Source organism: Denitromonas ohlonensis (assembly GCF_007625205.1).
GTDB classification, from domain to species: domain Bacteria; phylum Pseudomonadota; class Gammaproteobacteria; order Burkholderiales; family Rhodocyclaceae; genus Nitrogeniibacter; species Nitrogeniibacter ohlonensis.
In genome coordinates, this window is record NZ_VMNI01000016.1 from 1 (window position 1) to 17,099 (window position 17,099).

Here is a 17,099-nt window from a genome sequence, read left to right on the forward strand (position 1 = left end):
GGCCGACCAGCTGTCCGACGACGTGGGGAACAGAAAGTCGGCTTCGGTTGGGATTAACTGCCGTTCGACGCGAGGTATTTTCGGCTACCCTTTGACGGCTTCTAGCCGTAAGTAGACACTGTGAGCCACCCCCAATCAACAGTACTGCCTGGCGTTCGATGCTAAACCCGCATTCAAAGAACCAGCTTTCCCCCCATCAGACCAGCAGTTCATGCCGGCTTCGGCATCATTGCGCCGAGTGTCATATAGATTGTGGCCTTGGCACTGCCATTTCGATGGCTGCTTCGGACCTGTAATCTAAGCCTTCCAGCTTCTCAGATAGTCGATAGCCGCTTGACTCTGCGCCGACGATCCGTAAGTTACGGCCAGCAAGAGCTGCACTGACCGTGGGATTTTTCGGCCAGCCTCATAGCGACTGCCGCCTGACTGCGTGACACCCAGAGGCGCCCAGAACTCTGTCTGAACCATGTCGACTCTCTTCCGCAAGGCTTTGATTTCTTCTGGCGTGCGATATGGCAACTTCGGGGTTTTGCGCATGCATCAAATCCATATTGAGCAATCGGGGAAGTATAGGCTAGCCTGCCCGTCAGATCGACATCCGAGGCGCTTGAACGCAGGCCCATCGCCTGATCCCACGCGTAGACCTACCTCAAGTGGGCCCGGTGTGATCTCGAGGTGAGATAATGGCGGCCCCCCATTTCGTGCAACAAGCGCCCGATCCGTCGATCCCATGCGAACGCTTACCCAGACCCCAGTCACGCTGCCACAGGACGCTCCGGCTTCGGAAGTCCGACTGATTTCGCATCGTCTTAGCGCTGGCTTCCCATCTCCGGCGAGTGACTACGTCGACGACGGTCTCGATCTGAATGATTACCTGGTGCGCAACAAGCCGGCCACCTTCATGTTCACGGTTAAAGGTGACTCGATGATTGGTGCCGCCATCGAAGATGGGGACAAAGTTGTCGTCGATCGCTCACTGGCGCCGCAGCACAATGACATCGTGGTGGCCGTCGTCGATAGCGAGTACACGATCAAGCGCCTTTTCATGCGTGATGGCGCAATTGAATTGCGCCCGGAGAACGCGGCGTTTTCTGCGATCCGATTCGCAGAGGGGCAGGAGCTCGAAGTGTGGGGTGTGGTCGTCGGCGTCGTCCGGCGCTACCCCGCCAAGCGCTAAGGCGATGAGCGCACCACAGCAATTCGCATTGGTCGACGTAAACAATTTCTACGTCTCATGTGAGCGCGTCTTTCAGCCTGAGCTCGCCACTACCCCCTTGGTGGTGCTGTCGAACAATGATGGTTGCGCGGTCGCCCGCAGCAATGAAGTCAAATCGCTCGGCGTCCGGATGGGTGTGCCATGGTTCAAGATGAAAGACCTGGCGCAGCAGCACGGCATCCGCGCCTTCTCATCGAACTACACCCTGTATGGCGACATGAGCAATCGGGTGGCGCTGGTGCTCCAGGACTTTTCACCGGAAATTGAGATCTACAGCATCGACGAGGCGTTCCTGCGTATCGAGACCGTTGTTCAGCTCTACGGCGGAGCTTTGGCAATGGGCCAGCAGATCCGTCAACGGGTGAAGCGGTGGACTGGATTGCCGGTGTGTGTCGGCGTAGCGCCAACCAAGACATTGGCCAAGCTCGCAAACCACATGGCGAAGAAGCGTCCTGAATTCGACGGTGTCTGTGATCTTCATGCTCTCAGCCGGCCAGAGCGCCTGAGCTATATGGCAGATATCGATGTCGGTGAGGTGTGGGGCGTCGGCCCAAGACTTGCGCCACGACTCAAGGCGATAGGTATTCGATCGGTGCTCGATCTTCGCAATGCCTCACCCAAAACGCTGCGTACGCACTTTGGCGTCGTCATGGAGCGGGTGTGCAGCGAGCTTCGCGGCATTTCCTGCTTGGAACTGGAGCAAGTCGCACCCTCCAAACAACAGATCATGTCTTCGAGAAGCTTCGGTCGCAGCGTCGAGGCACTGGATGAGCTGCGCGAAGCGGTAGCCTCGTATGTTGCGACAGCGGCGGAAAAGCTGAGGCAGCAAGGTTCGGTTTGTGCGGCCGTGCATGTCTTCGTGCAGTGCAATGCTTTTCGGCCTGAAGAGCCACAAAACAACGCGGGGACGACGGTGGCATTGATCTCCCCGAGCGACGACACCATAGCGCTGACCGCAGCGGCGCTGCGAGGCCTGAAGGCGATATATCGACCCGGATTCCGATACAAGAAAGCCGGCGTGATGCTTACGCTTCTCTCTGACAAGCGCGTGCAGCAGGGGGCGCTGTTTGACGCCCCCGCGCATCAGGCGCGTTCAGCCGCGCTGATGTCCGCCATGGATGAGGTCAATCGGCTCTTTGGTAGTGGCATGTTGCGCTCCGGGGCCAGCGGAACCCGCCGGCGATGGAGCATGCGCGCAGAAAATCGTTCGCCGCGGTTCACCACTCGGTGGGATGAGCTACCTATCGTCAGCTAAGGCCGGTCACGGGCATCTGCGGCGCGCAGGCGGGACGATTGCGAAATAGCGCGTGGGTCAGGAGCGACGAACGCCAGACTTGTGGCGAATGAAATCGCGCCTAAGGCCCGGTATGCTTGATCCATGTGCTCAAACTATCGCCCTGTCGGAAACAAGGATCTGCCTTTCTTTGATGTGTCGTCTATTGAAGGCGACACGCCGGCGGGCGACGTCTACCCAGGGAGCGCCGCGCCGCTCATCTACCTCCCCGGCGACAACGCGCCGCGTGCTGCAGTCATGGGCACGTTCGGTCTTCTTCCCTTTTGGGCCAAGGAGCAAAGCCTAGCCAGGCGGACATACAACGCGCGTTCTGAAACCGTTGCCGATAAACCGTCATTTCGCAACGCTTGGAGAAAACGCCAGCTGTGTATCGTTCCGGCAATGTCCATCTATGAGCCCTGCTATGAAACTGGCAAAGCGGTCTGGTGGGCGATCCAACGTGCCGATGGGATGCCAATGGCGCTGGCCGGCCTCTGGGAGCGAAAAGCCTGGGGAGAAGAAATGCCCAGTTGGTCGTTCACCATGCTAACGGTCAACGCGAACGATCATCCGGTGATGGGCCGGTTTCACAAGCCTTCCGACGAAAAACGAACGACGGTCATTCTGGATGGAGCCCAGATCGAGCGCTGGTTGAGTGCGTCCAGCGAAGCCCAAATGAGGGAGCTTCTTCGCCCTTGCGATCCTGACCTGCTGACTACAGCGCCCGGTCGTCTTGGCCCGTAACCCGAGAAATTCGGATCGGTCACCGGCAATAGATCGGCCTTTGTTGCTGTTGGGATGACTCAGGGTGGGTGGCCGCAAGGAGACGATCGGTCGACATTTGATGCTTCCCGCTGCCGAACATCGGATCGCGGGCTACTCCGAATTGCGCGGGTTGCACCACTGAATAGACCAATCTCTATTAATCAGAACGTCAAACCGACACGCTAGCCGCCGAAATTTGGCATCAGCGGCAAGAAACTGAACGATGCTGAATACCGCATCGAGAAGGGGCTCTACGAAAAGAATGGCAAGGTCAACAACCTGACTTCCCTCACATTGCAACGACAAGATTGCTCTGACCGACATCCGAGCAAAAGCCTACGACAAAGTCGTCAAGGGTAACCCAACTCGGAACTGGGTGGCCAAACGCCAAGGCGTCAGAACCAACCAAGACATCAGTATCGTCGATGACTCCCACGACCGGGTGACGCATGCGTGGATGGGCAGACGAACAGACCTTCGGCAAGTACAAAGGGCGCGTCATTGCGGACCTTCCGGGACACAACCTCGCATGGTTTGCCAGAGAGGCCTTTCTCGCGGGCTAGTTGGGGCTGCGAATGGCGCTCATGTACTAGCTTGACCACAACAATTGGTTTGCTTGCTTGACCCGTTGCGGCTAACCCGTTGAGGCGTGATGGGCAGTCCAGCTTCCACCACGCCCCGGGGCAGTTCAGAAATTTGTTACTGATACTGAACCCGGTGGCGGCATGCGCGCAGCTTACCTATACGTCCAGCATGTCAGCACTCAGCCCTGCCAGCGCGTCACCCCCGGCGCACACGCTGTGCTTGAGCCCGATTGCCTGAGATAGAACATGGTCGGCATAGAAGTGCGCGGTGGCGATTTTCGCTCGCAGGAATCTTGTATCGCCCGTGTCCTGCGCGAGCATGTGTGCTGCGATCTGCGCCGCCCGACCCAGTTGCCATCCGCCGCAGACGCTGGCCGCGAGGTGGAGGTAGGGTACCGCTGCGCTCAGCACGCCGGCGGTGTCTTCTTTGATGCGGGCCAGTACCCATGCGGTGGCTTCCGTCCAGTCGTTCAGGGCTTGTTGCAGGCGGTTTCCGATGGCCTGCAAGTCCGGACGGGGAGATGAACGCAGCGCCTCGGCCGTTTCGCTGATCTGCGCGAAGACGGCGTGCGCGGTGGCGCCGCCGTCGCGCATGAGCTTGCGAAAGATGAGGTCGTTGGCCTGGATGCCGGTAGTGCCTTCGTAGATGGTAGTGATGCGGGCATCGCGCCAGTGCTGGGCGGCGCCGGTCTCTTCGATGAAGCCCATGCCACCGTGCACCTGGATGCCCAGGGAAGTGACGTCGATGCTCATCTCGGTAGCGCCGCCCTTGACCAGCGGAATCATGAATTCGGCCAGCATCAGGTTGTGTTTGCGTGTCTCGGGGTCGGGATGGGCATGGGCGCGGTCCAGCATGCCGGCGGCCACATAGGCGAGCGCGCGGCTCGCTTCCACGCGGCTCTTCATCAACATCAGCATTCGGCGGATGTCGGGATGTTTGTCGAGGGTGACCAAGGCGTCTCCGGTCACCGCGTCGCGGCCCTGCTTGCGCTCGCGGGCGTAGGCGAGCGCAAGCTGGTAGGCGCGCTCGCCCAGCGCCACGCCTTGCAGGCCGACGCCCAGGCGGGCCTCGTTCATCATCACGAACATGTATTCGAGGCCGCGATTGGCTTCGCCCAGCAGATAACCTACGGCGCCGCCGTTGTCGCCAAAGGCCAGCACGCAGGTGGGGCTGGCGTGGATGCCCAGTTTGTGCTCGATCGAGACGCATTGCGCGTCGTTGCGCTCGCCCAGCGACCCGTCGTCATTGACCAGAAACTTCGGTACCAGGAAGAGCGAGATGCCGCGCACCCCCGGCGGGGCATCGGGCAGGCGCGCCAGCACCAGATGGACGATGTTGTCCGTCAGGTCGTGGTCGCCGTAGGTGATGAAGATCTTCTGGCCGAAGACACGGTAGCTGCCGTCGGGTTGGGGTTCGGCGCGGCTGCGGATCAGGGCCAGGTCGGAGCCGGCCTGGGGTTCGGTGAGGTTCATGGTGCCGGTCCACTCGCCGGTCACCATCCTGGCCAGATAGGTGGCCTTCAACTCGTCGCTGGCGCAGGTGATCAGCGCCTGCACGGCGCCGAAGGTCAGCATCGGGCAGAGCGAGAACGAGAGGTTGGCCGAGGCCACCATTTCCCTGACCGCCACGCCCAGCGTGTCGGGCTGGCCGTGGCCTTCGAAATCGGCCGGGCCGGTGATGCCGTTCCAGCCGGCGTCGCAAAAGTTCTGGTAGGCGGCCTTCCAGCCGGTCGGTGTGGTCACGCCGTGCTCGGTGAGCTGGCAGCCTTCCTTGTCGCCGACGGCATTGAGGGGTGCCAGCACCTGTTCGGTGAATTTCGCGGCCTCGTCGAGAATGGCGTCGGCCATGTCGGGGGTGGCCTCGGCAAAGGCCGGGACCTGGCTGCTCAGTTCGGCAAAGCCGGCCAGCTTGTCCATGACGAAGCGCATGTCGCTGAGGGGGGCGCGGTAATCGCTCACGGGGGGTTCTCCTTAGATTCTTTCAATGATGCCGGCGGCACCCATGCCGGTGCCGATGCACATGCTGACCATGCCGTAACGGCCGGCGGTGCGGGCGAGGCCATGGACCACGGTGGCGGTGCGGATGGCGCCGGTGGCGCCGAGGGGGTGGCCCAGGGCGATGGCGCCGCCCAGGGGGTTGATGGTGTCGGGATCGAGGTCCAGATCGCGCTGCACGGCCAGCGCCTGGGCGGCGAAGGCTTCGTTCAGCTCGATCCAGTCCAGCTCGTCCTGACGAATTCCTGCTTGCTGCAGCGCCTTCGGGATCGCGGCGATCGGGCCAATGCCCATGATTTCCGGTGGCACGCCGGCCACGGCATAGCTCACGAAGCGGGCGAGCGGCGTGAGGTTGTGCTCCTTCAGCACCTTTTCCGAGACCAGCATCACCGCGGCGGCACCGTCGGACATCTGCGAGGCGTTGCCGGCGGTGACCGAGCCGGTGGCGTGGAACACCGGGCGCAATCTGGCGAGTCGCTGCGCGCTGGCGTCGGCGCGCGGACCTTCGTCGGTTGCCATGACGCGCTCGCGCAGCTGCACCTCGCCACGGGTGAGATCCGGCTGATGCTGACGCACCGCGTAGGGGCTGATCTCGGCCGCGAAGTGGCCGGCGGCAATCGCGGCGCAGGCCTTCTGATGGGAGGCCACGGCGAAGGCATCCTGCGCCTCGCGGCCGATCTGCCACTGGCTCGCCACCTTCTCGGCGGTGAGGCCCATGCCGTAGGCGATGCCCCGGTGCGCGTCGTCAGCGAAAATGGCCGGGTTGGGGCTGAGCTTGTTGCCCATCATGTTCGGCATCACGCTCATCGACTCGACGCCAGCGCCGATCATCACGTCGGCCAGTCCCAGCTGGATCTGGCGGGCCGCGTCGGCCACCGCCTGCAGGCCGGAGGCGCAGAAGCGGTTGAGGGTATAGCCGGGCACGGCGTTGGGGAGCCCGGCCAGCAGCACGCCGATGCGCGCCACGTTCATGCCCTGTTCGGCTTCTGGCATGGCGCAGCCGACGATGACGTCGCCGATGCGTGCCGGATCAAGCTGCGGCACCAGGGCCACCACCGCCTTGAGGGCGTGGGCCAGCAGGTCGTCGGGGCGGGTGTGCTTGAACATGCCGCCCTTCTTGCCCACCGGCAGGCGGGTGGCGGCAACGATATAGGCGTCCTGAATCTGTTTGCTCATGGTCTGGTGTCCTCGGGCGGATCAGTTGCGCAGCGGCTTGCCGGTATCGAGCATGTGACGGATCCGCGCCTGGGTTTCGGGGGTCTTGAGCAACTCGATGAAGAGGCGGCGCTCGACGCCGAGGAGCCAGGCCTCGTCGACCCGGCTGCCGGCGTCCACCTCGCCGCCGCACAGGGCGACCGCGGCGGCACGCGCCACCCGGTAGTCGTGGGCGGAGATCATGGCGCCGTCGCGCATATTCACCAGGCTCATCTCCAGCGCCGCGATCCCGTTCCGGCCGGCGACCGGGATGCCGCGCGGCGGCAGGGGCGGTACATGGCCGCCCTCGGCCAGCGCCCGGGCCTGGCCGAGGGCCACATGGAGCAGCTCCCCGGCGTGGAAGAGGACGGTGTCGTGGTCGCTCATGAAACCGAGTTCCTGCGCCTCCAGCGCGCTGCCCGAGACCTTGGCCGTGGCGACGGCCATGAACACGTTTTGCAGGAAGGGCATCACCTCGGTGGGCGTGGCGCTGTGGCGGGCGAGTTCCGCCGCGCGCAGGGCGAGCGCGGTGCAGCCGCCGCCGGCGGGAATGAGCCCCACACCGGCTTCGACCAGGCCGATATGGACCTCCAGGGCCAGCACCCGCGCCGTGGCATGCATGGCGAATTCGCAGCCGCCGCCCAGGGCCAGGCCCTGCACGGCGGCGACGGTCGGCACCCGGGCGTACTTGAGCGCCAGGGACGCGGCCTGGAAGTCACTCACCATGGCCTCAATCTGTTCGAAGCGCCCGGCGCTGCAGGCATCGGCGAGCTCCTGCAGATCGGCGCCCACCGCAAAGGGCGCCTCATGCCACAGTACCAGGCCGTCGAGCTCGCGCTCTGCGCAGGCGATGGCCGAGCGCAGGCCCTCGACCACCTCGCGGCCGATGGCGTGCTGCTTGCTCTTGAAGGAAAGGATGCCGATGCGGCTGTCCCGCTCTGGCAGGCGCCACAGGCGCACCGCCGCGTTGTCGAACAGGGTTTCGCCGTCGCGCGCCGGGGTGGGCAGGCATTCGCCCAGCAGGCCGTCGGGAAAGCGCTGGCGGCGGTAGACCGGCAGCGTGGTGCGCGGCACAGGGCCGCCCTTGCGTGGCGACCACGAGCCCTCCGGGGTATGGACGCCGTCGCGGCCATCGAAGACCCAGGCGGGCAGCGGGGTGTCGCTCAAGGCCTCGCCGGCCGCGATATCGGCGGCCACCGCCTCGGCGATGTCCCGCCAGCCGGCGCCCTGCCAAGTTTCGAACGGGCCTTGTCGCCAGCCGAAACCCCAGCGCAGCGCCAGATCCACGTCGCGGGCGTTGTCGGCGATGTGCGCCAGCTGCACCGCGCAGTAGTGGAAGAGGTCACGGAAGATCGCCCACAGGAAGCGTGCCTGGGGGTGGGGGCTCTGGCGCAGCATGGTGAAGCGCTCGGCCGCCGGCTCGATGGCGAGGATCGCCGCCACTTCGTCGGCGATCGCAGCGTTCGTGGCGCGGTAGTTCAGCGTGGCGGGATCGAAAACCTCGACCGTCTTGCCCGCCTTGCGGAAGATGCCGGCCTTGGCCTTCTGGCCCAGCGCGCCGCGCTCGATCAGCGCGTCGAGCCAGGCCGGTGCGTCGAACAGGCGATGCCAGGGGTCGTCACCGAGGGTGCGCTGCATGGTGCGCACCACATGGGCAAAGGTGTCGAGGCCGACCACGTCGAGAGTGCGGTAGGTGGCGCTGCGCGGGCGGCCGATGGCGGGGCCGGTGAGGGCATCGACCGCGTCGAAACCCAGGCCGAAGGCGGCGGTGTGGTGTGCCACCGCCAACAGGGAAAACACGCCGACGCGGTTGGCCACGAAGTTGGGCGTGTCGCGCGCGCGGATCACGCCCTTGCCCAGCCGCGTGGTGAGCCAGGTCTCCAGGCTGTCGAGGGTGGCGGCCTCGGTGGCGGCGGTCGCGATGATCTCCACCAGGGGCATATAGCGCGGCGGGTTGAAGAAGTGGATGCCGCAGAAGCGCGGACGCAGCGCCGCGGGGAGCGCTGCACCGAGGGCTTCGATCGACAGGCCCGAGGTGTTGGAGGCCAGGATGGCGGCGGGCGACAGATGCGGGGTGATCTTGTCGTAGAGCGCGTGCTTCCAGTCCATGCGCTCGGCGATGGCCTCGATCACCAGATCGCAGTCGGCCAGCTGTGCGAGATGATCGTCGTAGTTGGCGGCCTCGATGTGCATGAGCCGCGCCTTGCTCGCCAGCGGCGCGGGCTGCAGCTTCTTCAGCCCGGCCAGCGCGGTGTTGACGATGCCGTTGCGGTCGCCTTCCGTGCTGGCGAGGTCGAACAGCACCACCTGGACACCGGCGTTGGCCAGGTGCGCGGCGATCTGCGCGCCCATCACGCCGGCGCCGAGCACCGCGGCCTTTCTTACGTGCAACGTCGTCACCTTGTTCTCCTGCGATGGCCGCTTCACGCGGTGAATTGTTGGCGCAGGGCCATCTTGTTGATCTTGCCCACGCTGGTGCGGGTCAGCGACTCGACGAAGCGCACTTGGTCGGGGATCGCGTAGCGGGAGATATGGCCTTCGTCGGCAAACGTCTGGACATGCGACTTGATCTGCTCGGCGGTGGCGCTCTGGCCGGGCTTCAACACCACCAGCGCCATCGGGCGCTCGCCCCATTTGTCGTCCTTGACGCCGATGACGGCCGACTCGCTGACCGCCGGATGCTGGGAGATGATGCTTTCCAGGTCGAGCGAGGAGACCCACTCGCCGCCGGTCTTGACGACATCCTTGAGGCGGTCGGTGACTTGCAGGCAGCCGGCTGCATCGAGGGTGCCGATGTCGCCGGTGTGCAGGTAGCCGCCGTCCCACAGGCCTTCGGACGCGTCCGGGTTGTGCAGGTAGCCCTGGGTGAGCCAGGGTGCGCGGACGACGATCTCGCCGGGGCTCTTGCCGTCGCGCGCGGTGTCGGCCATGTCGCCATCGACGGTGTGGATGTCCACCAGCGGAATCGGGTAGCCGGTGCGCACGCGCTCGTTGGCCTGCGCGACGTGGTCGTCGGCGGCCACCGACGCGCTCACCTGGGCCAGCGTCAGGATGGGGCAGGTCTCGGACATGCCGTAGCCGGCGAAGACATCGATGCCGCGCTCGAGGGCGGCCGCGGCCAGGCCCTTGGGCAGCGCCGAGCCGCCGATGATCACCTTCCAGCCCGAGAGGTCCACATTCTTCGTGCTGTCGTTGGTGAGCAGCATGTGCAGGATGGTCGGCACGCAGTGGGAGAAGCTGACCTTCTCGTCACTGATGAGCTTGACGAGGGTGTCCGGCTGGTAGCGGCCGGGGTACACCTGCTTGACGCCGAGCAGGGTGGCGACATAGGGCAGGCCCCAGGCGTGGACATGGAACATGGGCGTGATCGGCATGTATACGTCATCGCGATGGAAGCGACCCTGCGTCGGTGCGGAGCCGAGCTGGGCGGCCACCGCCAGGGTGTGGAGCACGAGCTGACGGTGGCTGAAATACACGCCCTTGGGCAGGCCGGTGGTGCCGGTGGTGTAGAAGGTGGTGGCGCGGGTGTTCTCGTCGAAGTCCGGGAAGTCGTAGTCGGTCGAGGCCGCGGCCAGCAGGGTTTCGTATTCGCCGGCGAAGTTCAGGGTGGTCGCCGGCGCCGTGGGCTCGTCGTTGATCAGCACGAACTGCTTTACCGTTTCCAGCTGGTCCTTGATGCCTTCGAGCAGGGCGAGGAACTCGGCATTGACCAGCACGATGTCGGCCCGGGCATGGTTGAGGGTGTAGGCGATCTGCTCCGGCGAGAGCCGGACGTTAACCGTCTGCAGCACCGCGCCCATCATCGGAACGGCGAAGAAGCATTCCAGGTAGCGGTGGCTGTCCCAGTCCATCATGGCCACGGTCTGGCCGGGCTGGACGCCCTGGCCGGCCAGGGTGTTGGCGAGGCGCCCGATGCGCTCGAACAGATCCCGGTAGCGCAGGCGGCGGTCTTGATAGACGATCTCCTGGTCGGCGGCCACGGTGCGCGGCGTATGCAGCAACTGCTTGATGAGCAGGGGATAGGCGTAGGCCGAGGGGGTCACGGTGATGCGGGTGTCGATGTCCTGATTCATGAGCGTTCTCCTCGCGGGGATGGATGTGTCTTGATTGATCTCGAGCGTAGTTGGGCCGGCGGGTTTTCTCCCTCCCCGCGATGGGGGGGCGGCATCCCGCCGGGTGTTTCTGGTACGGCTTATGGTGCCGGATCTTCCGCTTGCCGGCCTGCGCGCGGCGCCTGCTTGGCGAGGTAGGCGGCGGCGAATTGCTGGAACCACGGGAGACTGTCCGGGTTGGCCATGGTGTCAGGGTTGGCGATCTTCTCCAGCGGCTGGCCGAGCAGCAGCTTCTTCATCGGCAACTCCATCTTCTTGCCCGACAGCGTGCGTGGGATGGCTGGCACCTGGAAGATGTCGTTGGGCACGTGGCGGGCGGACAGCGCGACCTTGATGCGCTCGCGGATCTGCGTCACCAGCGCCGGCGTCAGGCTGTGCCCCTCGCGCAGCACAAGGAACAGCGGCAGGTAGGAGTCCTTGCCCAGGTACTCGAGGTCCACCACCAGGCTGTCCATGATCTCCGGCAGATCCTCCACCGCGCGGTACAGCTCGCTGGTGCCCATGCGGATGCCGTGGCGGTTGATGGTGGCATCGGAACGGCCATAGATGATGGCGCCGCCGCGCGGGGTGATCTGCACCCAGTCGCCGTGGCGCCAGACGCCGGGCCAGGAATCGAAGTAGCTGTCGTGGTAGCGCTGGTTGCCGGTGTCGTTCCAGAAGTACAGGGGCATGGACGGCATGGGCGCGGTGCACACCAGCTCGCCCACCGCGTCGATGACCGGCTGCGCGTTGTCGTCGAAGGCCTCCACGCGGGCGCCCAGACAGCGGCACTGCATTTCGCCCGAATACACCGGCAGGGTCGGAATGCCGCCGATGAAGGCGCTGACCAGATCCGTGCCGCCGCAGATCGGGTTGATCCACAGGTCGTCGCGCACATGGTCCTGCAGCCAGCGGAAGGTCTCGGGCGACAAGGGCGAGCCGGTGGAACCGAGGCCGCGCAGGCGCTCGAGATTGGCCGCCTGTGTGGGTGCGATGTCCGCCTTCTGGCAGGAGGCGAAGAAGGCCGCGCCGGCGCCGAAGAAATCCACCTGCGCTTCACCGACGAAGCGCCACAGCGCGTTCAGATCGGGATAGCCCGGGTTGCCGTCGAACAGGCAGATCGTGCAGCCGAGCAGCAGGCCGCCGACCTGGAAGTTCCACATCATCCAGCCGGTGGCGCTAAACCAGTGGAAGCGGTCGCCGGCGTCGAGGTCGAGATGGAAGTTGAGCGCCTTCAGGTGCTCGATGATCACCCCGCCCTGGCCATGCACGATGGGCTTGGGCAGGCCGGTGGTGCCAGAGGAATACACCACCCACAGGGGATGGTCGAAGGGGACATGCGCGACCTGCAGGGGGGCATCGCCGGCGGTCGCGTCGGCCCAGTCGATGCCTCGCTCGAAGCCGGCGCCGGCTGCGGTCGGGTCGATGGTCGGCAGCAGGATCAGCTTGTCGACGCTGGGCAGGGCATCCAGCAGTTCGCTGATCAGGGGCCGCCGGTCGTGCGTCTTGCCGCCGTAGCGATAGCCATCGACGGCAATCATCACCTTGGGCTGGATCTGCGAGAAGCGGTCCACCACTGCGACCTTGCCCATGTCCGGTGAGCACACTGACCACACCGCGCCAAGACTGGCGACGGCGAGGAAGGCCACCACCGTCTCGGGCAGGTTGGGCATGAAGGCGCACACCCGGTCGCCGGGCCGCACACCGAAGCCACGCAAGGTGGCGGCGAGGGCGGCGACCTGGCGCTGGAGCTCGGCCCAGGACAGCTCACGATTCTCGCCGGATTCGTTGCGGAAGACGATGGCCGGGTGCGCCGCAGTGGCGTGGCGGAAGACCTGCTCGACGTAGTTCAGGTGCACGCCGGGAAACCACTTGGCGCCCGGCATGCGGGCGTCGGCCAAGGCGCAGTCGGGCTCGCCGAGCGCGCGGATGTCGAAGTAATCCCAGACGGCACGCCAGAACGCGTCGATCTCGGTGACGGACCACTGCCACAAGGCGTCGTAGTCGGTGAAGTGAAGACCCCGCTCGCGGGCCAGCCAGTTCGTGAAGGCGGTGACCTGGGCTTTACGGATGGTCTCGGTGGTGGGCTGCCAGACGGCGGTGCTCGCTTGCATGGTCTGTCTCCTTTTTCGGGCCGAACGGGCCCCTCCCCGCGCGTGGGGATGTCTATCGATGCTCTGTTTCTCAGGGCGGTGTCAGGTCGGTGCCGCGGCCAGCGGCAATGCCCCCGTGGCGCGGTACATGCCGTCCAGCAGGGCGTCCGGCGGCTGGGCGCCGGAGAGCGTCACGCGCTCGTTGAAGACGAACAGCGGTACGCCGGTCGTCGTCGTGCGTTCTGCCAACACCACCCGCTGGCGGAGGTCCGTGGCGCTGCGGTCGGCAGGGGCGGCGCAGGCCAGGCGGCTCAGGACCTCGGAGTCGCCGATGTCCTGCCCCTCGACGAACCAGGCCGTGAACAGCCGCTCGATCAGCGCCCCGGTGTTGCCCGATGAGGCGGACTCCGTGAGCAGGCGATGGGCCCGCCGGGTGTTGGGCATGGAGGCAATCTGATCGAAGGCGAAGTGGATGCCGGCGCTGCGGGCCGCCGCCTGCACCTGCGCCCGCCTCGCCGCGACGGCCGCTGGTCCACCCAGGCGCTTCTCGTAGAAGGCTTGGTAGGGCAGGCCCTCGGGTGGCGTGTCGGGCAGCAGTTCGTGGGCGATCCACAACACCTCGATCGCCACCTCGGGCCGCGCCTCGGCAAAGCGGGCGAGCGCCGTGTCGAGATGGCGTTTGCCGATGAAGCACCAGGGGCAGATCAGGTCGAAATGCACCTGGACGTTGAGCGTGTGCGTCATGACGCCGCCACGGAGGCGGGGGCCTCGCACAGCGCCCGCAGAAATTCCGCCGCCTGCGGCCATTCGCCGAAGCCGGCGGCCGGGTTGAGATGGCCGACCGCGCCGACATTGACCAGGCGGCTGCCCCAGTCGCGGGCCATGCCCTCGACACGTTCCAGACTGCCCAGCGGGTCGTTGGTGCTGGCCGCCAGGATCGACGGGAAGGGCAGGGGATCGCGCGGGATCGGCAACCAGCCGCTGGCGGCGATGGCCTCGAGGGCGGGGTAGCCCTCGGGCAGCGGGCGCTCAAGGTCGGCCGGGGCTGCCAGCAGGGCCCCGTGGATGGGGCGGGTGCCGCCGTACTTGCGTACCCAATGCACGACGATCATCACGCCGGCGCTGTGCGCGGCCAGCACCACCGGCCCGTCGATCTGCTGCAGGGCGGTTTGCAATGCCTCGACGCGCGCGGCGGAGGAGAGCTTGTCGGCTTCGAGCGGCGGCACGGTCCGGGAGCCCGGCTGTTGGGCGGCGCAGAGTGTCTGCCAGTGGTCTTCGACATGGTCCCGCAGGCCGGGGACGAACAGGAGGGTCGGTGTGATGGATGGATTCATGGAAAGTGTCCTCGATGGGGGCAACGGGGTCAGGCGGCCGAGGGCGCCGAGTTGGCCGGGTGACGCACCCGGTAGGCTTCGACGTCCTTGTGATAGCTCAGGCGGCCGACGAGAAAGGCGGCAATCGCCAGCACCGGGATGGCGCCGGCCACGCGCAGGGCGGTCAGCAGGTCCAGCGAATCGGCGATCACGCCGGTGATGTAGGGTCCGGCGGCCAGCCCGAGGAAGTTGTTGAACAGGGTGAGTGTGGCAAAGGCGGTGGCGTGGATGGGGCTGGGCGTCAGGTTGGTGACGATGGCCCCGGCCGGGCCGGTGGTGCCGGCCGACAGGAACAGCCCGAAGCCGAGCACGACGAGTTGCGGCGTGCCCACCGGCAGGCTCAGTGCGATGCCGATCAGCACGAAGGTCACTACGCAATAGCTGATCGCCACCCACCACTTGCGCTCCGGGTCGCGTTGGCTCAGGCGGTCGGTGAGGTTGCCGCAGACGATCATGCCGACCGCGCCGATCAGCACGAAGATGGCCGCAACCACGCCGGCGCGGGCCGTCTCCATGGCGTAGTAGCGGTTGAGAAAGCTCGGCAGCCAGGCCATGAAGGAGGCCAGCACGAAGAGCTGCAGCCCGCTGCCTATATAGGCGCAGATGATTGAGCGCGAAGCGAACAGGTCTTTGAGCAGTCCCTTGAGGTTGAAGGCGGGCAGGGGGCCCTTGTCGGCCCGGGTGCCGTAGGTCTTGCGGTCGGAGACCGTCAGGAAGTACAGCACGACCAGCAGGCAGCCGAAACCGGCCATGGCGCCGAAAGCCCAGCGCCAGCCGAACTGCGCGGCGATCAGGCCGCCCAGGGCCATGCCCAGCACGGAGCCAAAGGCGCCGCCGGCCATGAAGGCCGATACGATGGTGGCGCGCAGGTGCTGCGGGAAGAGGCTCACCACCAGCGCCACGCCGACGCTGCCGTAAGCGGCCTCGCCGACGCCGACAAAGAAGCGTGCCCAGAACATCTGGTCGAAGCTTGCGGCGAGCGCGCAGGCCGCAGTCGCCACGCTCCACAGCGTGGCCATCAGGATGATGCTCTTGACCCGGCCCCAGCGGTCGGCGACCACCGACAGCGGGAAGGTGAGCGTGCCGACCAGCAGGGCAACGATGGAACTCAGGCTGCCGAGTTGCTTGTCGGACAGCATCCATTCAGCCTTGAGCAGTGGGAACACCGCGTTAAGGACCTGTCGCGACATGTAGTCGGAGATCAGCAGGCCGAAGGTCAGCGCGAAGACCAGCCAGGCGTAGGGGCGTGTGACGCGCAAGGCGGCGCTGTCGTCGCTTGGATGGGGGGCATGGATGGCCATGGCAGTCTGTCTCCTCTGGTGTCTTTTGAGGCCGACCATCTGTCGGGTCGGTCCGTCATGTGATTGTCTCGTCGGGCTGCCGTCGCCGGTCAGAGGGTGCCCAAAGAACGGCGATCTGACCGGCGCAGCATCCATTATCAGGCGGCGTACTGCGTAAAGCCCTGCTGACCGTCGCGGCGGTTCGGGGCGAAGCCATTGGCCGCCAGGGTCTCGTCGGCATTCTTGTAGAAGGTGCCGATCTTGTAAATTTCCCGGGCCTCCTGGGCATTGGCCACGTCGCGGCCGAACTCGTTGGAGATGCGCACCAGCTGCTCGATCTGCTCGACACTGCCCATCTTGCGGTCACGGCGCTGGGTCCAGATATTGTCCTCGATGCCGCAGCGCACATGCAGGCCCATGGCGATGGCCATCATGTTGAGCGGCAGCACGTTGAGCATGGTGGTCTCCAGGGTCAGCACCGAGCCGTCCGGGCAGGCGCGCACGAAGTTCGCCAGGTTGTAGAGGTTGGGCGCGTCGAAGCCGCCACCGATGGCCACCCAGGTGAGGATCAGCGGCACATTGCATACGTTACGTCGCATCATGCGCTCGACGGTTTCCAGCTGGGTGATGTTGGCGAGCTGGAAGTGCGTCTGGATGCCGTTGTCGGAGAGGCGCTGGATGTGTTCCTCGACCCAGGCGGGGCCGGCCGGGATGGTCATCTCACGGTAGGCCAGGTAGCCCTCGGGGGTGGCGAGGCTGGTGCCGCGGATGTCGGCCTCGCACATCTGCTCGACCACATTCATCTGGTTCGAGTTGATGGCGATGGTCACCTGGTCGGGCTTCGGACTCAGCTCGGCGAGCATGTGGCGGGTGTCGTCGGACAGCCACTTGGCGACCTGACCGTCGTCTTCCGGCGCGAAGGAGATCGAGCCGCCGACCTGGATGATCATCTCCGGTACCCGGGCGCGGATGCCTTCGATCAGCTCGTTGAACTTGGACAGGCGCTTGGAGCCCTTGCCGTCCAGCTCGCGCACATGCAGGTGCAGCACGGTGGCGCCGGCGTTGTAGCAATCCACGGCTTTCTGGACCTGCGCTTCCATGGTGACCGGGATGTCCTCCGGAAAGTCGGAAGGCATCCATTCCGGGCCGTAGGGGGCGCAGGTGATGACGAGTTTTTGCTGGTTTTCGGGGAAGAGGGAACCGTCGAGGAAATTCATTTTGTGACTCCTTGGATA

Annotated in this window: 13 protein-coding genes and 1 pseudogene; 4 read left to right on the forward strand and 10 right to left on the reverse strand. The window is 65.5% G+C overall.

Going from position 1 to position 17,099, the window contains the following annotated elements; genetic code table 11:
• Positions 1 to 297: 297 nt before the first annotated feature.
• The gene (locus tag FHP89_RS21385; protein WP_144178647.1) at positions 298 to 537 is read right to left on the reverse strand and encodes a helix-turn-helix domain-containing protein; all 240 of its coding nucleotides are present in this window, start codon (positions 535 to 537) and stop codon (positions 298 to 300) included.
• Between the two features lie 193 nt (positions 538 to 730).
• On the opposite strand from FHP89_RS21385, the gene FHP89_RS15985 reads away from it, so the two are divergent.
• The 4 genes and pseudogenes from FHP89_RS15985 (at position 731) to FHP89_RS16000 (ending at position 3,847) form a co-directional block, all read left to right on the forward strand.
• Positions 731 to 1,177, forward strand: a complete 447-nt coding sequence (locus FHP89_RS15985) for a LexA family protein (RefSeq protein ID WP_144178651.1) — start codon at positions 731 to 733, stop codon at positions 1,175 to 1,177.
• A gap of 4 nt (positions 1,178 to 1,181) precedes the next feature.
• Positions 1,182 to 2,471: a Y-family DNA polymerase gene (locus FHP89_RS15990; protein WP_144178653.1), complete on the forward strand. Its 1,290-nt coding sequence runs from the start codon at positions 1,182 to 1,184 to the stop codon at positions 2,469 to 2,471.
• A gap of 123 nt (positions 2,472 to 2,594) precedes the next feature.
• Positions 2,595 to 3,233, forward strand: coding sequence for an SOS response-associated peptidase (locus FHP89_RS15995; protein WP_144178655.1), 639 nt, complete (start codon positions 2,595 to 2,597; stop codon positions 3,231 to 3,233).
• Positions 3,234 to 3,703: 470 nt separating this feature from the next.
• A pseudogene (locus FHP89_RS16000) lies at positions 3,704 to 3,847 on the forward strand (putative quorum-sensing-regulated virulence factor).
• Between the two features lie 147 nt (positions 3,848 to 3,994).
• Here FHP89_RS16000 and FHP89_RS16005 read toward each other — a convergent pair.
• The 9 genes from FHP89_RS16005 to FHP89_RS16045 form a co-directional block, all read right to left on the reverse strand.
• Entirely contained in the window at positions 3,995 to 5,797 is a 1,803-nt protein-coding gene (locus tag FHP89_RS16005; RefSeq protein ID WP_144178661.1) for an acyl-CoA dehydrogenase C-terminal domain-containing protein, read from the reverse strand.
• A 12-nt stretch (positions 5,798 to 5,809) separates the two neighbouring features.
• Positions 5,810 to 7,009, reverse strand: coding sequence for an acetyl-CoA C-acyltransferase (locus FHP89_RS16010; RefSeq protein WP_144178663.1), 1,200 nt, complete (start codon positions 7,007 to 7,009; stop codon positions 5,810 to 5,812).
• Positions 7,010 to 7,030: 21 nt separating this feature from the next.
• On the reverse strand, positions 7,031 to 9,427 hold the full coding sequence (locus tag FHP89_RS16015; RefSeq protein WP_144178665.1) for a 3-hydroxyacyl-CoA dehydrogenase/enoyl-CoA hydratase family protein: 2,397 nt from the start codon (positions 9,425 to 9,427) through the stop codon (positions 7,031 to 7,033).
• Positions 9,428 to 9,450: 23 nt separating this feature from the next.
• Complete coding sequence (locus FHP89_RS16020; protein ID WP_144178667.1) at positions 9,451 to 11,100, reverse strand: fatty acid--CoA ligase; 1,650 nt, start codon at positions 11,098 to 11,100, stop codon at positions 9,451 to 9,453.
• Positions 11,101 to 11,219: 119 nt separating this feature from the next.
• Positions 11,220 to 13,232: an acetoacetate--CoA ligase gene (locus FHP89_RS16025; protein ID WP_144178669.1), complete on the reverse strand. Its 2,013-nt coding sequence runs from the start codon at positions 13,230 to 13,232 to the stop codon at positions 11,220 to 11,222.
• A gap of 81 nt (positions 13,233 to 13,313) precedes the next feature.
• Positions 13,314 to 13,955, reverse strand: coding sequence for a DsbA family oxidoreductase (locus FHP89_RS16030; RefSeq protein WP_144178671.1), 642 nt, complete (start codon positions 13,953 to 13,955; stop codon positions 13,314 to 13,316).
• On the reverse strand, positions 13,952 to 14,545 hold the full coding sequence (locus tag FHP89_RS16035; protein WP_144178673.1) for an RBBP9/YdeN family alpha/beta hydrolase: 594 nt from the start codon (positions 14,543 to 14,545) through the stop codon (positions 13,952 to 13,954). Before FHP89_RS16035 ends, FHP89_RS16030 begins: the two co-directional genes overlap by 4 nt.
• 29 nt (positions 14,546 to 14,574) lie before the next feature.
• Positions 14,575 to 15,885: an MFS transporter gene (locus FHP89_RS16040; RefSeq protein ID WP_144178674.1), complete on the reverse strand. Its 1,311-nt coding sequence runs from the start codon at positions 15,883 to 15,885 to the stop codon at positions 14,575 to 14,577.
• A gap of 137 nt (positions 15,886 to 16,022) precedes the next feature.
• Entirely contained in the window at positions 16,023 to 17,081 is a 1,059-nt protein-coding gene (locus FHP89_RS16045; protein WP_144178675.1) for a BKACE family enzyme, read from the reverse strand.
• Positions 17,082 to 17,099: the final 18 nt, after the last annotated feature.

Bases quoted from the DNA above. Each gene is read 5' to 3' on its own strand.
- FHP89_RS21385 (WP_144178647.1), bottom strand. From the start codon at position 537: ATGCGCAAAACCCCGAAGTTGCCATATCGCACGCCAGAAGAAATCAAA.
- FHP89_RS15985 (WP_144178651.1), top strand. From the start codon at position 731: ATGCGAACGCTTACCCAGACCCCAGTCACGCTGCCACAGGACGCTCCG.
- FHP89_RS15990 (WP_144178653.1), top strand. From the start codon at position 1,182: ATGAGCGCACCACAGCAATTCGCATTGGTCGACGTAAACAATTTCTAC.
- FHP89_RS15995 (WP_144178655.1), top strand. From the start codon at position 2,595: ATGTGCTCAAACTATCGCCCTGTCGGAAACAAGGATCTGCCTTTCTTT.
- FHP89_RS16010 (WP_144178663.1), bottom strand. From the start codon at position 7,009: ATGAGCAAACAGATTCAGGACGCCTATATCGTTGCCGCCACCCGCCTG.
- FHP89_RS16020 (WP_144178667.1), bottom strand. From the start codon at position 11,100: ATGAATCAGGACATCGACACCCGCATCACCGTGACCCCCTCGGCCTAC.
- FHP89_RS16025 (WP_144178669.1), bottom strand. From the start codon at position 13,232: ATGCAAGCGAGCACCGCCGTCTGGCAGCCCACCACCGAGACCATCCGT.
- FHP89_RS16030 (WP_144178671.1), bottom strand. From the start codon at position 13,955: ATGACGCACACGCTCAACGTCCAGGTGCATTTCGACCTGATCTGCCCC.
- FHP89_RS16035 (WP_144178673.1), bottom strand. From the start codon at position 14,545: ATGAATCCATCCATCACACCGACCCTCCTGTTCGTCCCCGGCCTGCGG.
- FHP89_RS16040 (WP_144178674.1), bottom strand. From the start codon at position 15,885: ATGGCCATCCATGCCCCCCATCCAAGCGACGACAGCGCCGCCTTGCGC.
- FHP89_RS16045 (WP_144178675.1), bottom strand. From the start codon at position 17,081: ATGAATTTCCTCGACGGTTCCCTCTTCCCCGAAAACCAGCAAAAACTC.